The following is an 18851-nucleotide window of genomic DNA, read 5'->3' on the forward strand; positions in this document are numbered from 1 at the left end:
CCATGCTCGTCCTCATCCAGCGTGCCAGCTCGGCTTCCGTGACCGTCGACGGTGAAACCATCGGTGCCATCGGCCCCGGATTGCTGGCCCTGGTCGGGATCGAGCCGGGCGACGGGCAGGCCCAGGTGGAGAAGATGGCCCGGCGCCTGGTCGGCTACCGGATCTTCGGCGACGGGCAGGGGCGGATGAACCTGTCGCTGGCCGACACCGGCGGCGGGCTGCTGATGGTCAGCCAGTTCACGCTGGCCGCCGACACCAGTTCCGGGCTGCGCCCGGGCTTCAGCACGGCGATGGCGCCGGCCGAAGCTGAACGGATCTTCGACGCCCTCGTGGGTGAATGCAGGCGGATCCATCCCCCGGGGGTGGAAACCGGGCGCTTTGGTGCCCATATGGTCGTCAGCCTGGCCAACGACGGCCCGGTGACATTCCTGCTGAAGGCCTGATTCCGGGCCCAAAGGCCGGTGAATCCGGCCCATGACGTATAATGCAGGGTTCTTTCCGTCCCAATATTCCGGTGGCACGCCCCCTATGGCCAACGAACGCCAGGCTCCGCAGTCCGACATCAAGCAGCTGATCAGCAAGGGCCTGGAGCAAGGCTACCTGACCTACGCCGAAGTCAACGACCACCTGCCCGACGACATGGTCGATCCGGAGCAGATCGAAGACATCATCGGCATGATCAACGGCATGGGCATCGAGGTGCACGAGATCGCGCCCGACGCCGAGACCCTGCTGCTGGCCGGCAATTCCGGCAGCGGCCGCGAGGTCGACGACACCGCCGCCGAGGAAGCCGCCGCCACCCTGTCCGCGCTCGATGCCGAGGGCGGCCGCACCACCGACCCGGTGCGCATGTACATGCGCGAGATGGGCACGGTCGAGCTGCTGACCCGCGAGGGCGAGATCGCCATCGCCAAGCGCATCGAGGAAGGCCTTAACCAGATGCTGTCGTCGCTGGCCAGCTTCCCGCTGTCGGTGAACCTGCTGGTCGAGGACTACGAACTGCACAAGGCGGGCAAGAAGCGCCTGGCCGAAATCGTGGTCGGCTTCAACGACCTGCTCGACGAGGAGCCGGAGCCGCCGGCGCCCGCGCCCGCCCCGGCCAAGGCCGAGAGCGACGACGACTCCGATGCCGACGAGGACGAGGACGACGATTCCACCGAGGAGGAAGAGGCCGGCCCCACCGGTCCGGATCCGGCCGAGGTCGAGCGCCGCATGACGGAACTGGCCGCGCTGTACGCGAAGTTCCAGAAGTCGTACGCCAAGAATGGCCCGTCCGCCAAGCCGGTGCTCAAGCTGCGCGACGAGATGGCCGCGCTGTTCATGACCCTCAAGCTGCCGCTGCCGCTCACCGATACCCTGGTGCGCAACCTGCGCGACGTGCAGGGCGCCATCAAGGACCACGAGCGCCGCATCCTCGACCTGTCCGTGCGCGTGGCCAAGATGCCGCGCAAGGACTTCATCCGCGCGTGGGACGGCAACCAGACCAACCTGGGCTGGGTCGACGAGGTCCTCAAGCGCAAGCAGAAGTGGTCTTCGGGCCTGCGCGACGTCAAGGACCAGATCATCGCCGAGCAGGAAGCCACCATCGCGCTCGAGAAGTCGATGATGGTCACCCTGGCCGACCTCAAGGACATCAGCCGTGCGATGGCCTACGGCGAAGCCAAGGCGCGCAAGGCCAAGAAGGAAATGGTCGAGGCCAACCTGCGCCTGGTGATCTCCATCGCCAAGAAGTACACCAACCGCGGCCTGCAGTTCCTCGACCTGATCCAGGAAGGCAACATCGGCCTGATGAAGGCGGTCGACAAGTTCGAGTACCGCCGCGGCTACAAGTTCTCGACCTACGCCACCTGGTGGATCCGCCAAGCGATCACCCGCTCGATCGCCGACCAGGCGCGCACCATCCGCATCCCGGTGCACATGATCGAGACGATCAACAAGCTCAACCGCATTTCCCGCCAGATGCTCCAGCAGTTCGGCCGCGAGGCCACGCCGGAGGAGCTGGCCAAGGAAATGGACATGCCCGAGGACAAGATCCGCAAGGTCATGAAGATCGCCAAGGAACCGATCTCCATGGAGACCCCGATCGGCGACGACGAGGACTCGCACCTGGGCGACTTCATCGAGGACACCAACGTGGAGTCCCCTATCGAGGCCACGACCAACACCAACCTCATGGAAACGGTGCGCGACGTGCTCGCGGGCCTGACCCCGCGCGAGGCCAAGGTGCTGCGCATGCGCTTCGGCATCGACATGAACACCGACCACACCCTCGAGGAAGTCGGCAAGCAGTTCGACGTCACCCGCGAGCGCATCCGCCAGATCGAAGCGAAGGCGCTGCGCAAGTTGCGGCATCCGTCGCGTTCGGAACAGCTGCGCTCGTTCCTCGACATCGAGTAGCCGCGAACGCGAGTTCCACCCTGCGCTTCTCACGCGCGCGTAACGGCGCAAGCTGAATGCTTGCCAGATCGCGCACACGAGGAGCGAGCCATGGCCGTCACCGCCGACCGTACCCGGCCCCGGGCTGATCCCGGGGCTTCACACCCCTTCCACGCATTCGCCCTGTCAGGCGCCTTCGTCCTGTTCCTCGGCGCGCTGCTGGCCGACTACGCCTACTGGTCCAGCCACCAGATCCAGTGGAGCAACTTCGCATCCTGGCTGCTCGTCGGCGGCATGGTGCTGGCGAGCATCGCGGTGCTGTGCGAGGTCTTCGCCCTGTTCGTCGGCGGCCGCAGCTGGTTTCGCGTCCTGGTGGTCGCCGCAACCTGGGTCGTCGGATTCTTCGACGCGTTGCACCATGGCCGCGACGCGTGGGCCATCATGCCGGCCGCGCTGTGGATGTCGTTGCTGGTGACGGTGCTGGCATTGGTCGCGACCTGGCTGGCTTTCGCAAGCCTGCCCCAAGCGTATGCGCGCGCGGGAGGTGTCCGATGAACCGCCTCGCCACGATCGCCGTCTCCGCGCTCGCGCTGGCCTTGGCCGCGTGCAGCAAGGAGGCACCCCAGCTCGACCAGTACGGGGCCAACCCGGAGATCCCGGAGCCCAACCGCACCCTGATGCCGGACATGATCATCGCCAAGCCGGCAGCCTGGGGCGACAGAACACCTACGGTGCCGCAGGGTTACACGATCACCGCCATCGCCACCGACCTGCTCATTCCGCGCCAGACCCTGGTGTTGCCCAACGGCGACATCCTCGTCGCCGAGGGACGCGGCGGCAACGCGCCCAAGCTCAAGCCCAAGGACGTGATCGCAGGCAGGATCAAGGCCAAGGGCAACACTTCGGTCAAGAGCGGCAACCGCCTGACCCTGTTGCGCGATGCAGATGGAGACGGCACCTATGAACTGCAGACGGTGTTCGCCGAAGACCTCAACGCACCCTACGGGCTGGCCCTGGTCGGCAACACGCTGTACGTCGCCAACCAGGACGCGCTGGTGAAGTTCGACTACGCGGTCGGCCAGACCCGCGCCAGCGGCGCGCCTACGAAGGTGACCGACCTGCCGTCGGCGATCAACCACCACTGGACCAAGTCGCTGGCCGCCAGCGAGGACGGCCGCTACCTGTACGTAGGCATCGGTTCCAACAGCAACATCACCGAGCGCGGCATGACCGCCGAGGTCGATCGCGCCGTGATCTGGCAGGTCGATGCCGCCACCGGCGCGCACAAGACCTACGCGACCGGCTTGCGCAATCCCACCGCGCTGGCGGTGCAGCCGGGAACCGGCGTGCTGTGGGCCGTGGTCAACGAGCGCGACGAGATCGGTCCGAACCTGGTGCCGGACTACCTGACGTCGGTGAAGGAAGGCGCGTTCTACGGCTGGCCCTACAGCTACTGGGGCCAGAACGTCGATACCCGGGTGATGCCGCAGGATCCGGAGAAAGTCGCTTCGGCGATCGCACCGGACTACGCGCTGGGCTCGCACGTTGCCGCGCTCGGGCTCTCGTTCTCGTCGCCAGCGATGGGCGCGCAGTTCGCCGATGGCGTGTTCGTCGGCGAGCACGGCAGCTGGAACCGCAATCCGCCGTCCGGCTACAAGGTCGTGTTCGTGCGCTTCGAGAATGGCAGGCCGGTCGGCGAGCCGATCGACTTCGTCAGCGGTTTCCGCGGCGAGGACGGCCTGACCCGCGGCCGCCCGGTCGGAGTGAGCGTGGATCCGCGCGGCGCACTGATCGTCGCCGACGACCTGTCCAACACGATCTGGCGGGTGACGCCCGCGACGCCGGTGGCGGTGCCGCCGTCGGCGGAAATGCCCGTGGATGCGGAAGCGCCTGCCGATTCAGGCGTCGAAACGGACGCGACCGATCCAGCGCTCGTGCCGGCGGACTAGTCGCTGGTCCTCGTCCTCCCCGTCGAACGACACCTGGACGCGTTCGACGGGGATGGTCGGGTCGTCGAAGGTGTTGACGTTGACGACCGCGTGGTCGCGCCCCTCGATGCGGCTGATGCACACGGGCACGATCCCGCAGCCGGCGCATGCAAAAAACTCCGCTGTCTTCGTCTCGAAGGCATAGCGCGAAACCCTTGCAGCATCGTCGAGCAAGATGGTCAACACCGCGTCCGGGTGGGCCGTCCACACGGCGCCGTGTCGCGTGCAGTAGCTGCAGGTGCAGGCGCGCCCGGGAATCGCCGGCGGCTCGCCGGGCCAGTCCAGGGTGTAACGGATGTTCCCGCAGTGGCAGCTTCCGCGCAGCTCCATGGCCAGGCTCAGTATTTCGTCCCGTCGCGATGCCGGTAGCTGCGGTCGCCGGCATCGAGTTTCAGGTCGATGTCCGGATAGTCGACCGCGTCGGTGTCGGGACGGCGGCTGCCGACTTCCAGCAGCACGACGTCGCGCTGCGTGCGGTTCTGCAGGTGGTGGCCGTCCGCGTCGCCGGCCCGGAAGCCGCAGCTGTCGCCCGCGCGCAGCACCTCCTCGCCCTGCGAGGTGACCAGCACGACCTCGCCTTCGAGCACGTGCACGAACTCGTCCTCGGCCGAATGCCAATGGCGCTGGCTCGACCAGGCACCGGGCGGGAGGCGCAGCAGGTTGACCCCGAACTGGGTCAGGCCGGCGGCATCGCCCAGGCGCACGCGCTGGCGCGTGGCACAGGCTGCATCGTAGGGCGGCGGATAGCCGCTGCCCGTGCCGACCGGAAGCTTCGCGATATCGATCTTCTTCATGCCTGGATTGTAGGACGCGATGCCGGCGGCGACACGGCGTCCGTTTCCGCCATAATTGCCCGGCCGCGGGCCTATAGCTCAATGGTTAGAGCAGAGGACTCATAATCCTTTGGTTCCAGGTTCGAGTCCTGGTGGGCCCATTTTTCACCCCGTTCAACGCCGTCCGACCCCGATCGACCGCATCAAGCAAATACCTGAAAAATAAGGTTTTTCGGAGCAAAGCGGCAGTTCGATCCAGTACGACGGAGTCGGTTTACATCCGCCTCAAAGTGGGGGCACATTTGGGGGCACATTCCCAATTTTGAGGGGCGTCATTTCGAGATGCCCCCAAATATCCCTCCAGATGACGACGAAAGCATTGACGGACGTGGCCGCGCGCAACGCGCAGCCAAAGACGCAGCCCTACAAGCTGTCGGCCGGTGGCGGCCTCTACCTCGAGGTCATGCCGAACGGCGCCAAGTACTGGCGGATGAAGTACCGCGTCGCCGGTCGCGAAAAACGGCTGGCGCTGGGCGTGTATCCGGAAATCTCGTTGAAGCGCGCGCTGGTCGAGCGCGATCGCGCCCCTGTCGCTGTACGAGCAACGTGACCCGTCCGGCGAGAAGCGGGTGGCGAAGCTAAAAGCCAGGACCGCCGCGGACGCCAGCTTCAAGAACGTCGCCGAAGAATGGCTGGACGTGCGCGCCAAGGGATGGACCAAGAAGCAGCTCGACAAGGAACGTGCCCGATTGAAGAACCACGCGTATCCCTGGATTGGCCGACTGCCCATTGCGGACATTGGCGTCATCGAGATCAGGCCGCTGTTGCTGCGGCTGGTCAAGCGCGATTGCATCGAACAGGCCTACCGCCTGCGCGAGCAACTGAGTCGGATCTTCCGCTTCGCGGTGGCGACAGAGCGGCCGAACGGGATCCGGCACACGATCTGCGCGATACGCTGCCAGCAAATGCTGGTTTCGTGCGCTGGAGCTGGTTGCTTACAGTTCGCCCAATAAACGGCGTAAGTTATTTCGGATTGTCACGGCAATCTCATTTGGTGGAACATTATGCAGTTGTCCGAGAGCCGCCACGGTGATGATCACGTCCGATGGCCTAGAGGGACGTTCGCCGATTTTAGTGAATGGGCCATCGGTCTCAGTGAGGATTCTGTCCAGCGGAATAGTTGAAACCATCTCGCGGTGACGCTCATTGTCCAACATGGTGGAATTGATCGAGAAGTAGCAACCCATATCAATGGCGCGGCGTGATTCGCTTTTAGTGCCGGTGAACCAATGCAACACGATTCTTCCACGCCCGGCAGGAAGATGAGCTTCGATATGATCAAGTACGGCCTTTGCTGCCCGAACGCTATGCACCGTAATGACTTTGTTGCCGGCTTTCGCGCATTCACATAGAACGTGAGCGAAAACCTCCTTCTGTAGATCGAACGAACGGTAATAGCGCGGCCCAGCATCCAGGCCTACCTCGCCGATGTAACGCGTTTCTGGGAGATGCGCATCCCATATAGGTAATTCGTGGAACCTCTCCGCGACCAACTGGGGATGCAGCCCGAGTGCCGCACGTACATAACGTGTGGCCTTGGTCAGTTCGAGATTGCGTTGCCATGCCTTTGGAGTGGTCGTTACCGTTAGGGTGAAGACACCAGCCGCTTCCGCTTCGAGAATGGCCGCCTCGTGATCGGGATACAAATCGAGATGGCAGTGGAGATCCACAAGACCATTGAGCGCAATCATGGGTGTGCCACCGTCAGATTGGTCTTGTCTCAACGCCGTCGATCAAGCGTGCGACTTCATCGAGGCCGCGCCGATAGACGCCGGCTAGCTGGTCCAGCTTCGGTATCTCATCGGTGAGCGGGCCCGGCTTGTGGATCAGGAGGTTCGCAAGGCTTGGCTGTGCCCGCATGCGTTCGATGGCGAACTGGAACGAACGAACTTGCTGGCCGATCGATTCACGCGTGTCCAAAGCGTGCGCGTGAAGGTCGGGAACAGTGTAAATCGTGGCGTCAACGCCGCTTCCCCAGGCAGCGTCGAGCGCAGCGCGGCGGATCAAGCACGGCAAGCAGTACCCACAATGTTCGATGCCACGTCCCTTCCACCTGCCACTGGAGGGGTGTGCACAAGACAGAGATTCGGCAGCGAGGTCGGAAAGAATGCCCTGATTGGCGCACTCGGCAACCATCTCTCCTTTGGTTTTGTTCCAATAAGGATTCTCGATCGAAGCATTGATCCCCACCTCTCTGAGCAGATCGTTCCATCTGGCTATGTAGAAGGGATGCGTGGTTCTTGTGCTGTTGGATCCGAGCCTCAGCGGATCGAGAGGAACGTTGAGCGCGATGAGGCCGTTTTCCGGAACTCGTAGCGTAGATCTCGAACCCAAGCCCGTTCCAGCGAATACACCAAGTGCGAAGAATAAGAATGACCGGCCCCGTGTGGAATTCTCGGTAGATACGCCTTTCACAAGTTGCGTGCTGAAGGCCATCCAGACACGTAGTCGATCGAATGCGGACTTCTTGTAGTGCTTCTTCAGCTGATCAAACAGCTGATTCTGCGCATCGCTCGTCGCACCGTCCCCAGCATGACTGACCAACAGGGGAGTCATTCCGGATTCAAGGAGATCGATGGCTCCGACGAGGCTATCCAAGCCGCCGGAGAACAAACTGACAGTATCGAAAGGCGGCGGAAGGAGCGTGACGGGTGAGGTGGTGATGCTGTTGAACTTTCGAGGTCTGGCTCGAAAGCCCACGGTCCAGCGATCACCAGTCAAGAAGTTCAACGCCTGGACCAGTGTTCCACTCGCCGCGTGCCAGCGAGCCGGGTCGCTGACAGGAATCACCAATCTGATCTCACGTGTCCAGGAATCCTGCGATTGTTCTGAGCGTGATATCCGCGTATCGGCCGCATGAACATGGGCAGCAAGAACCAAAAGGTCGATACCCATCTCAGAGGGGGTCACGTCGAGGCGCTTTAGGCTGGTCAATGCGCCGCCGATCCCGTGGTCCAGCATCCTGTCGCCGGCGACGAGGTCCAAACGCGTAACTTGTTCATCGTCGGCGCTTTGAACGGGGGAGCGGTCGCCGGGGCCGAAGCGGCCAACGATTACGTGCCTTTTCATTGATCCGCCTCCGCATCGCCTAGGGCTTGGAGAATTGCGAAGGAGCGTTCGTAAACTGTATCAACGAATGACTGGATACGATCTTGGGTGAGATTGGGCGTCGCCGCACGCGCTTCAGACAAAGCGTCACTGACGCCGTTCCGAATGAAATCGTGCAGTTGCTTCTGGACCTGAAGCGCAGCTCGGGCATCGGCCGGGACGGTTATCGCCTTGGTGCCGATGTCGTTACACAATCTCGCCTCGATCGCATGAGTCGCATAAAGCTCGAACACGGTTTGCATCTGGTCGGGGGTCAAGGCATCAAGATCGGTGATCCCGACGGTAGTAAGTTCGATGATGGTCTCGATAAAAGCTTCACGTGCAATTCCCTCGTCGACCGTCCCTGCACCCGGACAGATGTGTTCGGCCAAGCCGACGAATACCTGATCGATAGGGAGGCCAGCAAGGCTCTCCAGATTGAGGGTCTTCAGGGCTTCCCGAACACCGCGTGCCTGTGCGTCGGAGAGGAAACTGAGCAGCCTTGTGCCGGCGCCTCTGGATGCGCCCATGCGCTGGGCGGCCTGTCTTGCGCCCCCTGATGCGGTTGAGACATAACGTGATACGGCGCGTCCCAGATTGACCCGGTCACTACCGCCAGAGTTCGCAAACCGGGTGAAACTGGTTCGTGCGCCCGTGAATCGGCCGGGATCTGCCGGTGCGGGCAAAGGGGGGCGGCGAGGCGGGCCAGGTGGAGGTGCCGGGCCATCGCCGCCGGGAACGTCGCGGTCCGGGGAGGGTGAAGGACTGTCGCCACCACCCGCACCAAGCCAGGAAGGAATCAGGGGCGTGCCGCCGCCGGGGCCGCCATACGCTGTGGAAGTCCCCATTAGCGACTCTTCCCCGATGTCTTGCTGGTGCCTTCCGCGGCTGCTTTCAGCATCGGATTGTTCGTGACTTTGGCCCAGCCCGCCAACAATTGATCGAACCGATCCTTGGCGTCGGTTTCTTTGAGAATCGACTGCCACCCTCCAACCACCCAAGGTCCACACCGGCTGCTGGGTAAGGCTTCAAGGAAATCCAGTAGTTTCCCCTGCAGGCTTGGCTGAGCTTTGATCAAGGCAATCAATCCATCGATTCCTGCAGGCTGGGTGTCGAAGGTATCGCCACTCATGATCTTGGCGCGCACGGCCTCGAACAGCTTCTCGGCCTCGGGCTGTGCGAGCAACTTCAGTTCTGATTCCAGTGCCTGTACTGATAGCTTCGCACCCAGTAGCTTTTCTGCGACCACGGCGAGATGGCCAAGTACGGACGCGGGTCCGAAGTAGTCTTTCTTGTCCTTGGTGGCAAACAGATAGGGGCGAAGATCAATCTCGGAGAGTGAGGGCTGCACGCTCGCCCACGACAAGATTGCCGGCGACGATTTCCATTCTGTTAGAACGACGCTTTCCGGTGCTGTGGCCGACGCCTTCGAGCCCTTCCCATCGTTAGTCGATTTGGATTTCGTGCTGGAGTTCGTTGCACCGGTGTCGACCGCTGCCAGAGATTTTTCCAGAAGCGCTAGATCTTCGCAGTGGCCTTTGGCATGAGTTACGGCCACAGTAGCAATCTGATCGAACAAGCTTGGAATAAAGCGTTCGGCAAGCATCAGCTTGGCCAGTATCGGCAGCTTGATCTCGTCGCCAAAGCCCCGTGCATCCGCGGTGCGCTGACGCAACAGGAGTGCATTCAGGAAGCGCTTGATCTGTCGCGGATTCCCTTTCGCGCCGCTTGCCAGCGTGGGTCCTATCTGATCGCTTAGCATCAACGCGTTATGCGCCTTCTTCGCATTGTCACCCAATGCCTTGTTCACGGTTGCATTGTCCAGCGGCTCGCTGGCCCACGGTCGTTTCAACCGCTCGCGGGCAACCTTGATGAGTTCGTTGTAGCCGTCGTCGCTTTCCCCGACTTCCGCGCCGGCCAACAGCAACGTGACGTAGATACGTGTTTCGGCTTCACCCAATGACGGAATTCGAAACGGAACCTGGATGAGCTTTTCAAGATAGTTTCTCGCGTAGTCACGCGGGCCAGTGGTTTCTGGCAAATCGGGGAAGTGTTTGCGCACGGCGTACTCGATCATGGCCTCGTCGGCCGCGACCACGAAGGCAGTTCGAGCGGTGAACACGAACAGGCGTATTGCTTCGAGCGTCTCGATGGCAGTGTCTGGCAGACAGCGATCGAGATCGTCAATCAGCACGACCAGTTGTTCGATGCCGGCTTCCTTCAGGAGCTTGTCGAACGCCTTGCGGAATTCCTCGACTTCCTCCGGTACGTTCTTGGTTTCCGCTGGCTTCAAAACCGACTTCACGCCATCGATGGCATCGGTGATGTTCTCACGTGTCGCGAGTTTCCCGGGATCGGCGAGTATTCCTTCGAGCGCTTGGACGATACTGCTGATCTGCTCAGGCGTGGGGACTCCAGTGAACGTCGTCAAGGCCAAGCCACCGGCCTTCTTTGCCACTTTCAGCCAGTCGATGCGCTTGAACACATCTTTGACGGCGGTGCCAGCCTTGGTTAGTGCTGGGCGTTTCTCGACTAGCCCTGTGACGATGCCTTCGATGAGGGCGATCTTGGCGTCTTCGAAGCCTTGGAAGCGCCAACCGTTGAACTTGAGGCACAGCACCTTATCGTTGCCGTCGAAGCCGGCTTCGATCATTTCCAGAACGCTGGACTTGCCTGCTCCCCAGTCGCCATGAACGCCGATCGTGACGGGGCGATCGGGACGCTCTTGAAGCAAGCCGATGATGGTGGTGGCGATCGCCTCGTTATTCAGCAGATCGACCTTGGTTTCATTGTCGGCCAGGATCATTGGCTCCCCCCGCATCCCCGTAGCTGCCTTCATCTTACATCGTTATATTAAGCGACGGATTCGTTCCCTCTTGAGGAACGAACTTGCCGTTTGTTATAAGATTAGTTATATTTCATGCGCATGACGGTCCCTAAAGGGGCACGAATTGACCACAAAACATGATTATGCCCCGGTCAAGACGCTTGGGCCGCGTGCGGCACAGCTGTTCACCGAACTCTATGAGCGAGGTCGGTCGACCTTCACCTTGTCCGATGTGAAGACCATCACCGGTCTATCGGCGGGTTCGGCGCGCAGCTTGGTTCACAAGGCCCAGCAGCGCGGCCTGGTCACCCGGCTCAAACCCGGCCTATACAACCTTGTGCCTTTCGAACTGGGTCGTGCGACGGAACACATCGATATTCCCTACCTGATCGCACGCGAACTGGCGGGTACGGCCGCCTATTTCCTGTCTCATGCCACGGCGCTCGAATTGCACCGGATGACGACACAGCCCAACTTCACCATCTATACATCTTGCACTCGGCGCGTCCGACCTCAGACCGTGGGTGGCTACGAATTTCGGTTCATCCAAATCAACGACGCGCAGAATTTCGGGGTGACCAAGCATTGGGTCGATAAGGAACGCTTTGTGATGATCAGCGACATGGAACGCACGATCATCGATGGTCTGCGGCACCCGTCCTACACCGGCGGCATTACCGAGATCGCCAAAGGCCTGTGGATGAAGCGCGATACCATCCAGGTTGACCGGCTGGTGGACTATGCGTTGAGAATCAACGTAGGCGCCGTATTTAGACGACTTGGATTTCTGCTGGAACAATACAAGCTTGCAGATGCCGACCAGTTGGAGCCCTTGCGCGCCAAATTGACAGCCACCTATCAACGGCTGGACCCGATGATGCCCTCGGAAGGCACGTTCGTGTCACGTTGGCGGCTTCAGCTCAACATCACGCCAGAAGAGTTCGATGCCGTGAGGTTGGGCTGATGATCCCTCAACGCAGCATCTCTAAAATTGCCAACACATTGACCACTGCTGGCGGACGGCGCATTCCAGAGTCGGTCATTGAGCGCGACTACGTCTTGGCTTGGTTCCTCACGGGATTGGCGGTTCATCCCTTGCGCGAAGTCATGGTCTTCAAAGGCGGAACCGCTCTGCGGCGCTGCTGGTTCGAAGATTACCGTTTCTCAGAAGATCTAGACTTCACGTTGAGTCAGCCGATCACCCTGCAGGAGATTCTTGCAGGTCTCGCCGAGATCTTTGCCTCGATCGAATCGGCGTCCGGGTTGCGTATCGCTTTCGATCGAGAGGATCGGCACGGTCACCAGAACAGTCACACCTTCTATCTGCGTTACCAGGGACCGCTGCCAGCCTCAAACGATGTCAAAGTCGACGTCACTATCAATGAAGTGCTGTGCTTCCCATTGCAAGAGCGGCCGGTGTTGCGTACCTATGATGCGTTCGATGATCTGCCCGAGACGGGGACGGTACGCGTCTACGCGATCGAGGAAATTGTTGTCGAAAAGCTCGTCGCACTAAGCGACCGTGCGCGTAATGAACCCCGCGATCTCTATGATCTCTGGTATCTGCTTGGATCGTCCGACTTGCGCTTGGACGAACTGCGTGCAGAACTGGACGCGAAGCTTGCCTTCAGGCAGCGGACGGCTGTTGGCCTGGGACAAGCGGTCGCTGGCAAAGAAGATCGCTTGCGACGACTTTGGTCCGGGCGGCTCACACATCAGATGAGCCAGCTGCCTGCGTTCGATAATGTCTTCCGTGAAGTGCAACGGGCGATTCGTGCTGCTGGCCTTCCAAGGCTGTAGCGTCAATGGCTGACCGCTATGGCCGCGATCAGTTTGCTGCCGTGCGGGCCGAAGAGGGATGCATATGAAGTGGATCGCGTTGATCTTCGTACTCGTGGCGCTTGTCATAATCGCCGGCACGGGATGGATCTACTTCAATGCACTCGGCAAGCCGTTCACTGCAATCACCATCGATGATTGGACTTCGTTTGGCACCTACTTCGGCGGGACCGCTGGCCCGCTACTGGCGTTTCTGACGGTCGCTGGGCTGGTGCTTACGCTGCTGATGCAGAATCACCAGCTCGAACAGGTCGCTCAAGGCGACCTCAAAGACAAGCACGTGCGGATGTTGATCGAGATCGGACGCGACCTGGAAGCAATGGAGGCACAGCACCTAACATCCGATGTCACCTTGGGCGACGTGCTGAATGGTGCGAGTTCCCTGCCTAGTTCCGGCGAGCAGGTCTTTCGGACAACGCTGCAGAGCTATGTCAAGGTGCTGGGCTACTTCGCTCAAAGCGTTGAGCTGTATCGGGACAATATCTCGCCGTACTTCGATTGCCGCGCTTTCGAGCAGCGCGGACTGCGGTTGCTGGCGCGTGTCGAGCCGTATGTGCAGTACCTTGGACAGATGGGAGGCCCGGGCCTTGTGATCATGCGTGCACACTTGGAGAACACGCTTGTAAAGCGTCCTTAGGGCTAAGATGGTTGCGTAAGAAGATGGCCGATGCCTGCCGAGCAAACCGATGCCCTTGCCGCTGATGCCGCTTCTGGCTTCGCATCAGTCCAGGCTCTCGAAAAGTGAGTCGGATCGCGTACCCCGACTTCTTCGTTTTTCCCTAGAATTCCCGGTATATCAGTTAGGTGCGCCAGCTTTTCGGTAGGTGGTGGGCCAAGTCATCCAGTTCCAGGTACGCAGCCAGGAGGGGAAATGAACCCGCGAATCGTCCCCATGACCATAGGTACGATCGCCGCATGCCTCTTCGCCCTCGCCGTCCATGCGGGCGATCCGGCCGGGCTCGACCTGATGAATGCCGCCAATCCAGGGGGCGGCATCTACACTTCCGGACGTATCTCCCAGGGCGACATCGCCAAACTCGAGGCCGCGGGCATCCGCCACGTCATCGACCTCGCGCAGGACGGCGAGACCCCGGAGTTCGATGAGGCCGCCGCAATGCAGGCCGCCGGCATCGGCTACGACAACCTGCCCATCTCCGGACCGGATGCGTTGACCCGCGCCAACGTCGAAGCCTTCGACCGCCTGCTGGCCGGTGCGCAAGCGCCCGTGCTCGTGCATTGCGCCAGCGGCAACAGGGTCGGCGCGATGGCCGCGCTGCGCGCAGCGTGGATCGAAGGCGTGCCGGTCGAAGAGGCCATCGCCACGGGCCGTGCCTGGGGACTGCGCTCGCTCGAAGCCGCGGTTCGCGAACGGCTGGCCGCATCGCCAGGCGTCGCCCCTGTTTCCAGCAAGTAGGCCGCATGCACGCGCGCCCCTGGGCCATCCTCGCGGCCATCGCCATCGCGCTGGCCGTGATGGCGGCGGGCGCGTGGTGGAAGCAGTTGCGCCCCACGGGCGTCCATCCAGGCTTCACCCAGGGTTTCGTCGACCTGAATCGCCGCATGGACGACGACGCCACCGCGGTCGCCTACGATCCGACGCTCAAGATCCTTGCCGTCGGCCGCGACAGCGGGCGCCTGGAGCTGTGGGATGCATCGCAGCCCGACGCGCGGATCACGCGCCAGGCGCACACCTACCGCATCGAGCACATCGCCTTCGGCGCCGCCGACGGCATCGTCCTGACCAGTTCGGTCGGCTCCAACGTGATGGGCACGGATCCGGAAGGCGTTCCCAAGGTCTGGGACGCACGCACCGGCGACCTGTTGCTGGCAGTGCCGGGCGAATGGTCGGGCGGACCGTTGCTCGCCGCTCCGGTGTCGGGCCATTACCTGCTGTCCAGCTACGACGAGTTGCGCATCTACGATCATTCCAGGCGCGCGATCGTCGGTGAGCCGTTGCGCGTGGAAGGCGGCGTCACCGCGCTCGGCATGGATCCGGGCTCGAACCTGGTCGCCGTGGGCAGCAGCAACGGCGAGCTGCTGTTGTTGCGGTTGGTGGTGCAGGACGAATCCGCACGCCTGGATGTCGTCAGTCGAGCTCATACCCATGGCAAGGAGCCGCGCACGGACGTCCTGGCGGTAATGCTGCGCGACAACAGCGAGCGCCTGGTCAGCGTGCACTGGCTGCCGGAAGCGCAACGGCGCGACCTGTCGCCGAAGATCGCCGGCGAACAGGCCGAGGTCGTGCAATGGAATACGCGCGACTGGCGCCGCGAGCGCAGCTACCCGATCAGTCTGCAGGCCGTGCACTGGGCTTCGTACACGCCCGGCGTGCCGTGGCTGGTGCTGGCCGGCAACGAATCCACCCGCGGCAGGATCGAGCTGGTCGATCTTTCGGCGGGCGTTGCGTGGCGCTACCGGGCCAATACCTCGCATCCCGTGGCTGTGCTGATCCCCGAGGCACGGACGGGATTGATCCTGCAGAGCGGCGGCGCGACACAGATCCGTTATCTGGACCAGGAATAGCGGATCAGGAGCTACCCACCTCGATCCAGGCATCGCTGGTGCCCAGCACCGCGCCATCGGCGCCGAACCTGCGCTCGACGAAACGGATGCCGTGCGCCTGCACCAGCACGATCGAGCTGCAGCGCGTGCCGTAGACCGGATCGCGCACGAATGGTGGGGAGAGGCGGCGCTCCAGTTCGGGGCCGACACCCGTGTCGGGCAGGTCCGCGTCGTGCGCCGGCGTGTCGTCGGCGAGCGCCATCAGCAGGGGCGAGATGTCCGCATTGCGCGCATCGGCGGGCAGGCCGTTCTTCATCCAGCTCGCCAGGGCCCGGCTGGCGAAGTTGCTCTTGGGCCACGGCGCATCGAACGGGCCGTTGGAGACGGCGTGCAGGCCCGGCGCGACCGGATGCCGGGCAAAGCGTGGATGGTTGCCTGCATATTCCATCGCCTGGCCGTCCCACAACACCAGGTTGAACGGCCCATGCTCGCCGGCGACGGGCGCCACCGCATCCAGGAATGCATCCACATCGCTGGCGCCGGACACGAAATCGCGCACCAGTGCGCCACGCGAGCGCGGATGGCTCGCACCCAGGGGCTGCACCCGCACATTGGTCACGGCAGCCAGCCGCCCGCGTCGCGACACCATCAGCCATCCGCCGCCCTGCACCAGGTCGCGGCCGCCATACAGGTCCGGCAGGTCGGGATCGACGCCCGCCGCCGCCGTCGGCCGCGCGTGCAGCTCGTCGCGGTTGGCGACCAGCACCAGCGGACAGGCGGGATGCTGCTGCAGGCCGAGGGCAACCAGGCACATGCGCCTGCTATCCCGCCGCCAGCGCATAGGCTGCCAGGCAGAACGACAGTGCCGCGGCGGTCGCGGCCACTACCGCCACCGTCCTTGCGACCGCGAGCTCCTTGCGCAGCGACACCACGCTGGTCTGCAAGGCCTCGATGTACTTCTGCGTGTTCGCGGCGAAGGTTTCCAGCGCCTCGGCGTTCTTCGTGATTGCCTCGGCGTTGGTGCGGGCCGAATCCTGCAGCTCGGCGACGGAGGCCGGCAGGTTCAGTCCATCGGCCGGCTTCTTCGAGAAATACGGCGTGGCCAGCCGGATCACTTCCGGGATCAGCGGGATGGCGGTGGTGATCCAGGTCGCCATTTTGTCTTTCCTCATGAGCATGCAGACAGTATGCCAAGCCCGTAAGCGCCCTTGTTCCAACGGCTTTACACATGTCATTCTGGCGTAGACTCGCAGAAAGGCCAGGCTGTGCCGGTCGCGCTCCGCGACGTACCCGGGAGCCTTTCGATGTCGATTTCACTCAAACCCCTCGGCCTGGCCGTGACCCTGGCGCTGGTTGCCGGCTGCAACCAGGCTGCCCCTGCGGCCGAGGCCTACGCCACTGCCGATGAAGCCATGCAGGAGTCGCCGGCCGCGACCGACGCCGCCGCGTCCGACGCCACCGCCGAAGTCGCTGCACCGCAGCTGCAGGCCGCCATGCGCGACCTCTGGCATGGACATATCGTCCACGCCCGCGACTACGCGCTGGCCGTCAAGGCCGGCAACGAGAACGATGCCAAGGCGGCGGCGGATGCGGTGGTGGAGAACGCCAAGCAGATCGCGGGTGCGGTGGCCGGTTTCTACGGCGACGCCGCCGGCGACGGCATGCTCAACCTGCTCGCCGGCCACTGGGACGCGGTGAAGGCCCTGAACGACGCCCGCGCCGACGGCAACGAAGCCGCGGCCAGCAAGGCCATGACCGACCTGGGCAACAACGCGGGCGAGATCGCGAAGTTCCTTGCCGGCGCCAACCCGAACCTGCCCGAGGACGGCGTGCGCGCAATGCTGCTGGCGCACGGTGCGCACCATTCGCAGCAGATCAACCTGATCCTGGCCGGCGACACCGAAGGCGAAGCGGCCGAATGGACCGCAATGCAGTCGCACATGGACATGATCGCCGACGCGCTGGCCGGCGCCATCGCCAGGCAGTTCCCCGACAAGGCCAGTTGAGCATGGCGCACGGACTCGCACAGTTCGGCGATACCCAGCAGCGGCTGCTCCGGCAGCTGCTGTTCGCCCGCGAGGGCGCGGGTGTCGAGGAGTTGTGCGAGCGGCTGCGCATCAGCCACAACGCGGTGCGCCAGCACCTGACCGTGCTCACCGTGCGCGGGCTGGTGGAGCGGCTCCAACCTCGCCCCACCGGCGGCAGGCCGCAGGCGCGCTACGGCCTTACCGCCGAGGGGCGCGAGTTGTTCCCGCGCAACTATGGCGCGATCGCCGCGGCCCTGGTTTCGCAGCTGCACGCGCGCATGGGCGAGGCGGAAGTGGGCGCGCTGTTGCAGGAACTGGGCGCCACGGTGGCCGCGACACAGGCGCCGCTGCAAGCCGAAAGTGGCGAGGCGCTCGCCCGCGCGCTGGCCCAGCGCCTGGACGCGATGGGCTATGAAGCGGTGCCCGCGCGCCACGGCGACGATTGGCAGGTGGAGGCCTTCAACTGCGTCTTCCATGGCCTGGCGCGCCAGCACCCGCAGGTCTGCAAGTTCGACCTGGCCTACATGGAGAAGGCCACGGGCCGCCGCGTGCACCACATGGAGTGCATCGTCCGCGGCGGCCACGTGTGCCGCTTCAAGCTCGGGCCCGAGCCGGCCAGGTAACCGTCGCCGCGCTTTTCCGGCCACAATGGCGGTGCCCATACAATGCCGCCATGGACGCCACCGCCTTGCTCGAGACCGTCGAACACGAAACCGGCCCTTCGCCGGAATGGACCGTGCTGTGGCTGCACGGCCTGGGTGCCGACGGCCACGACTTCGAGCCGATCGTGCCGGAGCTGGTGCGCCTGGGCTGGCCGGGGTTGCGCTTCGTGTTCCCGCACGCGCCGATGCGCGCGGTCACGATCAATAACGGCATGCGCATGCGTGCCTGGTACGACATCCGCAACTTCAGCGCCGACGAACTCGCCGGTGGCGACCGCGCCGACGGCGAGGGCGTGATCGAGTCGATCGCCCAGGTGGAGGCATTGATCGCGCGCGAAGCCCGACGCGGCATCGGACCGGAACGGCTGATCCTTGCCGGTTTCTCCCAGGGCGGCGCGATCACCCTGGCCGCCGGCTTGCGCCGCAGCGTTCCGCTGGCCGGACTGGTGGCGTTGTCGACCTACCTGCCGATGGCGCCGCAGGCACGCGACGACCTGCAGCCGGGCGCGAACCGGCAGCCATTGTTCATGGCCCACGGCGAACTGGACCCCGTGGTGCCGTTCGTTGCCGGCGAACGCAGCGCGGAAGTGCTGCGCGGGCTGGGGTTCGCGGTGGACTGGCACGCCTACGAAATGGGCCATGCGGTCTGCGCGGCGGAGATCCGGGACCTCGGCGACTGGCTCGACCAGCGGTTCGCCAGCGGCTGACGC

The 18851-nt window shown here is 63.3% G+C and carries 22 protein-coding genes and 1 tRNA gene; 15 read left to right on the top strand and 8 right to left on the bottom strand.

The window, feature by feature from the left end; translation table 11 throughout:
* Positions 1 to 2 precede the first annotated feature (2 nt).
* The 4 genes from dtd to QAA18_RS02450 all read left to right on the top strand — a co-directional run bounded on the left by dtd (position 3) and on the right by QAA18_RS02450 (position 4325).
* Complete coding sequence (dtd, locus tag QAA18_RS02435) at positions 3 to 443, top strand: D-aminoacyl-tRNA deacylase (RefSeq protein ID WP_279410739.1); 441 nt, start codon at positions 3 to 5, stop codon at positions 441 to 443.
* An 85-nt stretch (positions 444 to 528) separates the two neighbouring features.
* Positions 529 to 2397 carry an RNA polymerase sigma factor RpoD gene (gene rpoD, locus QAA18_RS02440; protein ID WP_279410740.1) on the top strand — a complete coding sequence of 623 codons (1869 nt, stop codon included), beginning with the start codon at positions 529 to 531 and terminating at the stop codon, positions 2395 to 2397.
* Between the two features lie 90 nt (positions 2398 to 2487).
* Positions 2488 to 2931, top strand: coding sequence for a DUF2231 domain-containing protein (locus tag QAA18_RS02445; protein WP_279410742.1), 444 nt, complete (start codon positions 2488 to 2490; stop codon positions 2929 to 2931).
* Positions 2928 to 4325 carry a sorbosone dehydrogenase family protein gene (locus QAA18_RS02450; protein WP_279410743.1) on the top strand — a complete coding sequence of 466 codons (1398 nt, stop codon included), beginning with the start codon at positions 2928 to 2930 and terminating at the stop codon, positions 4323 to 4325. Before QAA18_RS02445 ends, QAA18_RS02450 begins: the two co-directional genes overlap by 4 nt.
* Here QAA18_RS02450 and QAA18_RS02455 read toward each other — a convergent pair.
* Both QAA18_RS02455 and QAA18_RS02460 read right to left on the bottom strand, forming a co-directional pair.
* Positions 4275 to 4694 (bottom strand): hypothetical protein, encoded by a 420-nt coding sequence (locus QAA18_RS02455; RefSeq protein ID WP_279410744.1) that lies wholly within the window; start codon positions 4692 to 4694, stop codon positions 4275 to 4277. The two genes, QAA18_RS02450 and QAA18_RS02455, sit on opposite strands and share 51 nt — an antisense overlap.
* 8 nt (positions 4695 to 4702) lie before the next feature.
* On the bottom strand, positions 4703 to 5158 hold the full coding sequence (locus QAA18_RS02460) for a cupin domain-containing protein (RefSeq protein WP_279410747.1): 456 nt from the start codon (positions 5156 to 5158) through the stop codon (positions 4703 to 4705).
* Positions 5159 to 5225: 67 nt separating this feature from the next.
* Here QAA18_RS02460 and QAA18_RS02465 point away from each other — a divergent pair.
* The 3 genes from QAA18_RS02465 to QAA18_RS02475 all read left to right on the top strand — a co-directional run bounded on the left by QAA18_RS02465 (position 5226) and on the right by QAA18_RS02475 (position 6150).
* Positions 5226 to 5298, top strand: a tRNA-Ile gene (locus QAA18_RS02465).
* Between the two features lie 203 nt (positions 5299 to 5501).
* The gene (locus QAA18_RS02470; RefSeq protein ID WP_279410748.1) at positions 5502 to 5747 is read left to right on the top strand and encodes an Arm DNA-binding domain-containing protein; all 246 of its coding nucleotides are present in this window, start codon (positions 5502 to 5504) and stop codon (positions 5745 to 5747) included.
* Positions 5748 to 5766: 19 nt separating this feature from the next.
* A complete protein-coding gene (locus QAA18_RS02475; protein WP_279410749.1) occupies positions 5767 to 6150 on the top strand; it encodes a hypothetical protein in 384 nt (127 codons plus the stop codon).
* Here QAA18_RS02475 and qatD read toward each other — a convergent pair.
* From qatD to qatA, 4 genes are read right to left on the bottom strand one after another with little or no spacing between them, the layout of a single operon-like run.
* Positions 6133 to 6888: a Qat anti-phage system TatD family nuclease QatD gene (gene qatD, locus QAA18_RS02480; protein WP_279410752.1), complete on the bottom strand. Its 756-nt coding sequence runs from the start codon at positions 6886 to 6888 to the stop codon at positions 6133 to 6135. The genes QAA18_RS02475 and qatD overlap by 18 nt on opposite strands.
* Before the next feature lie 13 nt (positions 6889 to 6901).
* Positions 6902 to 8266 carry a Qat anti-phage system QueC-like protein QatC gene (gene qatC / locus QAA18_RS02485; RefSeq protein WP_279410754.1) on the bottom strand — a complete coding sequence of 455 codons (1365 nt, stop codon included), beginning with the start codon at positions 8264 to 8266 and terminating at the stop codon, positions 6902 to 6904.
* Complete coding sequence (qatB, locus tag QAA18_RS12890; RefSeq protein ID WP_343226732.1) at positions 8263 to 9132, bottom strand: Qat anti-phage system associated protein QatB; 870 nt, start codon at positions 9130 to 9132, stop codon at positions 8263 to 8265. Before qatB ends, qatC begins: the two co-directional genes overlap by 4 nt.
* On the bottom strand, positions 9132 to 11090 hold the full coding sequence (gene qatA, locus QAA18_RS02495) for a Qat anti-phage system ATPase QatA (RefSeq protein ID WP_279410757.1): 1959 nt from the start codon (positions 11088 to 11090) through the stop codon (positions 9132 to 9134). Before qatA ends, qatB begins: the two co-directional genes overlap by 1 nt.
* A 145-nt stretch (positions 11091 to 11235) precedes the next feature.
* Between qatA and QAA18_RS02500 the strand changes: the two genes are divergently transcribed.
* The 5 genes from QAA18_RS02500 to QAA18_RS02520 all read left to right on the top strand — a co-directional run bounded on the left by QAA18_RS02500 (position 11236) and on the right by QAA18_RS02520 (position 15473).
* A complete protein-coding gene (locus tag QAA18_RS02500) occupies positions 11236 to 12075 on the top strand; it encodes a hypothetical protein (protein WP_279410759.1) in 840 nt (279 codons plus the stop codon).
* Entirely contained in the window at positions 12075 to 12911 is an 837-nt protein-coding gene (locus tag QAA18_RS02505; protein ID WP_279410761.1) for a nucleotidyl transferase AbiEii/AbiGii toxin family protein, read from the top strand. The genes QAA18_RS02500 and QAA18_RS02505 overlap by 1 nt, the downstream gene beginning before the upstream one ends.
* A 64-nt stretch (positions 12912 to 12975) precedes the next feature.
* Positions 12976 to 13587, top strand: a complete 612-nt coding sequence (locus QAA18_RS02510) for a hypothetical protein (RefSeq protein ID WP_279410763.1) — start codon at positions 12976 to 12978, stop codon at positions 13585 to 13587.
* Between the two features lie 255 nt (positions 13588 to 13842).
* Positions 13843 to 14364, top strand: a complete 522-nt coding sequence (locus QAA18_RS02515) for a protein tyrosine phosphatase family protein (RefSeq protein ID WP_279410764.1) — start codon at positions 13843 to 13845, stop codon at positions 14362 to 14364.
* Between the two features lie 5 nt (positions 14365 to 14369).
* A complete protein-coding gene (locus tag QAA18_RS02520; protein ID WP_279410766.1) occupies positions 14370 to 15473 on the top strand; it encodes a hypothetical protein in 1104 nt (367 codons plus the stop codon).
* Between the two features lie 4 nt (positions 15474 to 15477).
* On the opposite strand, the gene QAA18_RS02525 is transcribed toward QAA18_RS02520, so the two are convergent.
* Positions 15478 to 16266 (bottom strand): NRDE family protein, encoded by a 789-nt coding sequence (locus QAA18_RS02525; RefSeq protein ID WP_279410768.1) that lies wholly within the window; start codon positions 16264 to 16266, stop codon positions 15478 to 15480.
* Between the two features lie 7 nt (positions 16267 to 16273).
* Positions 16274 to 16609: a hypothetical protein gene (locus QAA18_RS02530; RefSeq protein WP_279410769.1), complete on the bottom strand. Its 336-nt coding sequence runs from the start codon at positions 16607 to 16609 to the stop codon at positions 16274 to 16276.
* Positions 16610 to 16756: 147 nt separating this feature from the next.
* On the opposite strand from QAA18_RS02530, the gene QAA18_RS02535 reads away from it, so the two are divergent.
* Genes QAA18_RS02535 through QAA18_RS02545 form a run of 3 tightly spaced genes read left to right on the top strand, consistent with a single transcriptional unit; the run spans position 16757 to position 18848 of the window.
* On the top strand, positions 16757 to 17458 hold the full coding sequence (locus QAA18_RS02535) for a hypothetical protein (protein WP_279410770.1): 702 nt from the start codon (positions 16757 to 16759) through the stop codon (positions 17456 to 17458).
* A gap of 2 nt (positions 17459 to 17460) precedes the next feature.
* Positions 17461 to 18102 (top strand): hypothetical protein, encoded by a 642-nt coding sequence (locus QAA18_RS02540; protein WP_279410772.1) that lies wholly within the window; start codon positions 17461 to 17463, stop codon positions 18100 to 18102.
* Between the two features lie 50 nt (positions 18103 to 18152).
* The gene (locus tag QAA18_RS02545) at positions 18153 to 18848 is read left to right on the top strand and encodes an alpha/beta hydrolase (RefSeq protein ID WP_279410773.1); all 696 of its coding nucleotides are present in this window, start codon (positions 18153 to 18155) and stop codon (positions 18846 to 18848) included.
* Positions 18849 to 18851 lie beyond the last annotated feature (3 nt).

Source organism: Luteimonas sp. 8-5 (genome assembly GCF_029763755.1).
In the GTDB taxonomy this organism is placed as follows: Bacteria; Pseudomonadota; Gammaproteobacteria; order Xanthomonadales; family Xanthomonadaceae; genus Cognatiluteimonas.

Coding starts and splice junctions, on each gene's coding strand:
- QAA18_RS02445 (WP_279410742.1), top strand. CDS start 2,488: ATGGCCGTCACCGCCGACCGTACCCGGCCCCGGGCTGATCCCGGGGCT.
- QAA18_RS02510 (WP_279410763.1), top strand. CDS start 12,976: ATGAAGTGGATCGCGTTGATCTTCGTACTCGTGGCGCTTGTCATAATC.
- QAA18_RS02505 (WP_279410761.1), top strand. CDS start 12,075: ATGATCCCTCAACGCAGCATCTCTAAAATTGCCAACACATTGACCACT.
- qatC (WP_279410754.1), bottom strand. CDS start 8,266: ATGAAAAGGCACGTAATCGTTGGCCGCTTCGGCCCCGGCGACCGCTCC.
- qatB (WP_343226732.1), bottom strand. CDS start 9,132: ATGGGGACTTCCACAGCGTATGGCGGCCCCGGCGGCGGCACGCCCCTG.
- QAA18_RS02525 (WP_279410768.1), bottom strand. CDS start 16,266: ATGTGCCTGGTTGCCCTCGGCCTGCAGCAGCATCCCGCCTGTCCGCTG.
- QAA18_RS02455 (WP_279410744.1), bottom strand. CDS start 4,694: ATGGAGCTGCGCGGAAGCTGCCACTGCGGGAACATCCGTTACACCCTG.
- rpoD (WP_279410740.1), top strand. CDS start 529: ATGGCCAACGAACGCCAGGCTCCGCAGTCCGACATCAAGCAGCTGATC.
- qatA (WP_279410757.1), bottom strand. CDS start 11,090: ATGATCCTGGCCGACAATGAAACCAAGGTCGATCTGCTGAATAACGAG.
- QAA18_RS02515 (WP_279410764.1), top strand. CDS start 13,843: ATGACCATAGGTACGATCGCCGCATGCCTCTTCGCCCTCGCCGTCCAT.
- QAA18_RS02450 (WP_279410743.1), top strand. CDS start 2,928: ATGAACCGCCTCGCCACGATCGCCGTCTCCGCGCTCGCGCTGGCCTTG.
- QAA18_RS02535 (WP_279410770.1), top strand. CDS start 16,757: ATGTCGATTTCACTCAAACCCCTCGGCCTGGCCGTGACCCTGGCGCTG.
- QAA18_RS02520 (WP_279410766.1), top strand. CDS start 14,370: ATGCACGCGCGCCCCTGGGCCATCCTCGCGGCCATCGCCATCGCGCTG.
- QAA18_RS02530 (WP_279410769.1), bottom strand. CDS start 16,609: ATGGCGACCTGGATCACCACCGCCATCCCGCTGATCCCGGAAGTGATC.
- dtd (WP_279410739.1), top strand. CDS start 3: ATGCTCGTCCTCATCCAGCGTGCCAGCTCGGCTTCCGTGACCGTCGAC.
- QAA18_RS02540 (WP_279410772.1), top strand. CDS start 17,461: ATGGCGCACGGACTCGCACAGTTCGGCGATACCCAGCAGCGGCTGCTC.
- QAA18_RS02545 (WP_279410773.1), top strand. CDS start 18,153: ATGGACGCCACCGCCTTGCTCGAGACCGTCGAACACGAAACCGGCCCT.
- QAA18_RS02470 (WP_279410748.1), top strand. CDS start 5,502: ATGACGACGAAAGCATTGACGGACGTGGCCGCGCGCAACGCGCAGCCA.
- qatD (WP_279410752.1), bottom strand. CDS start 6,888: ATGATTGCGCTCAATGGTCTTGTGGATCTCCACTGCCATCTCGATTTG.
- QAA18_RS02460 (WP_279410747.1), bottom strand. CDS start 5,158: ATGAAGAAGATCGATATCGCGAAGCTTCCGGTCGGCACGGGCAGCGGC.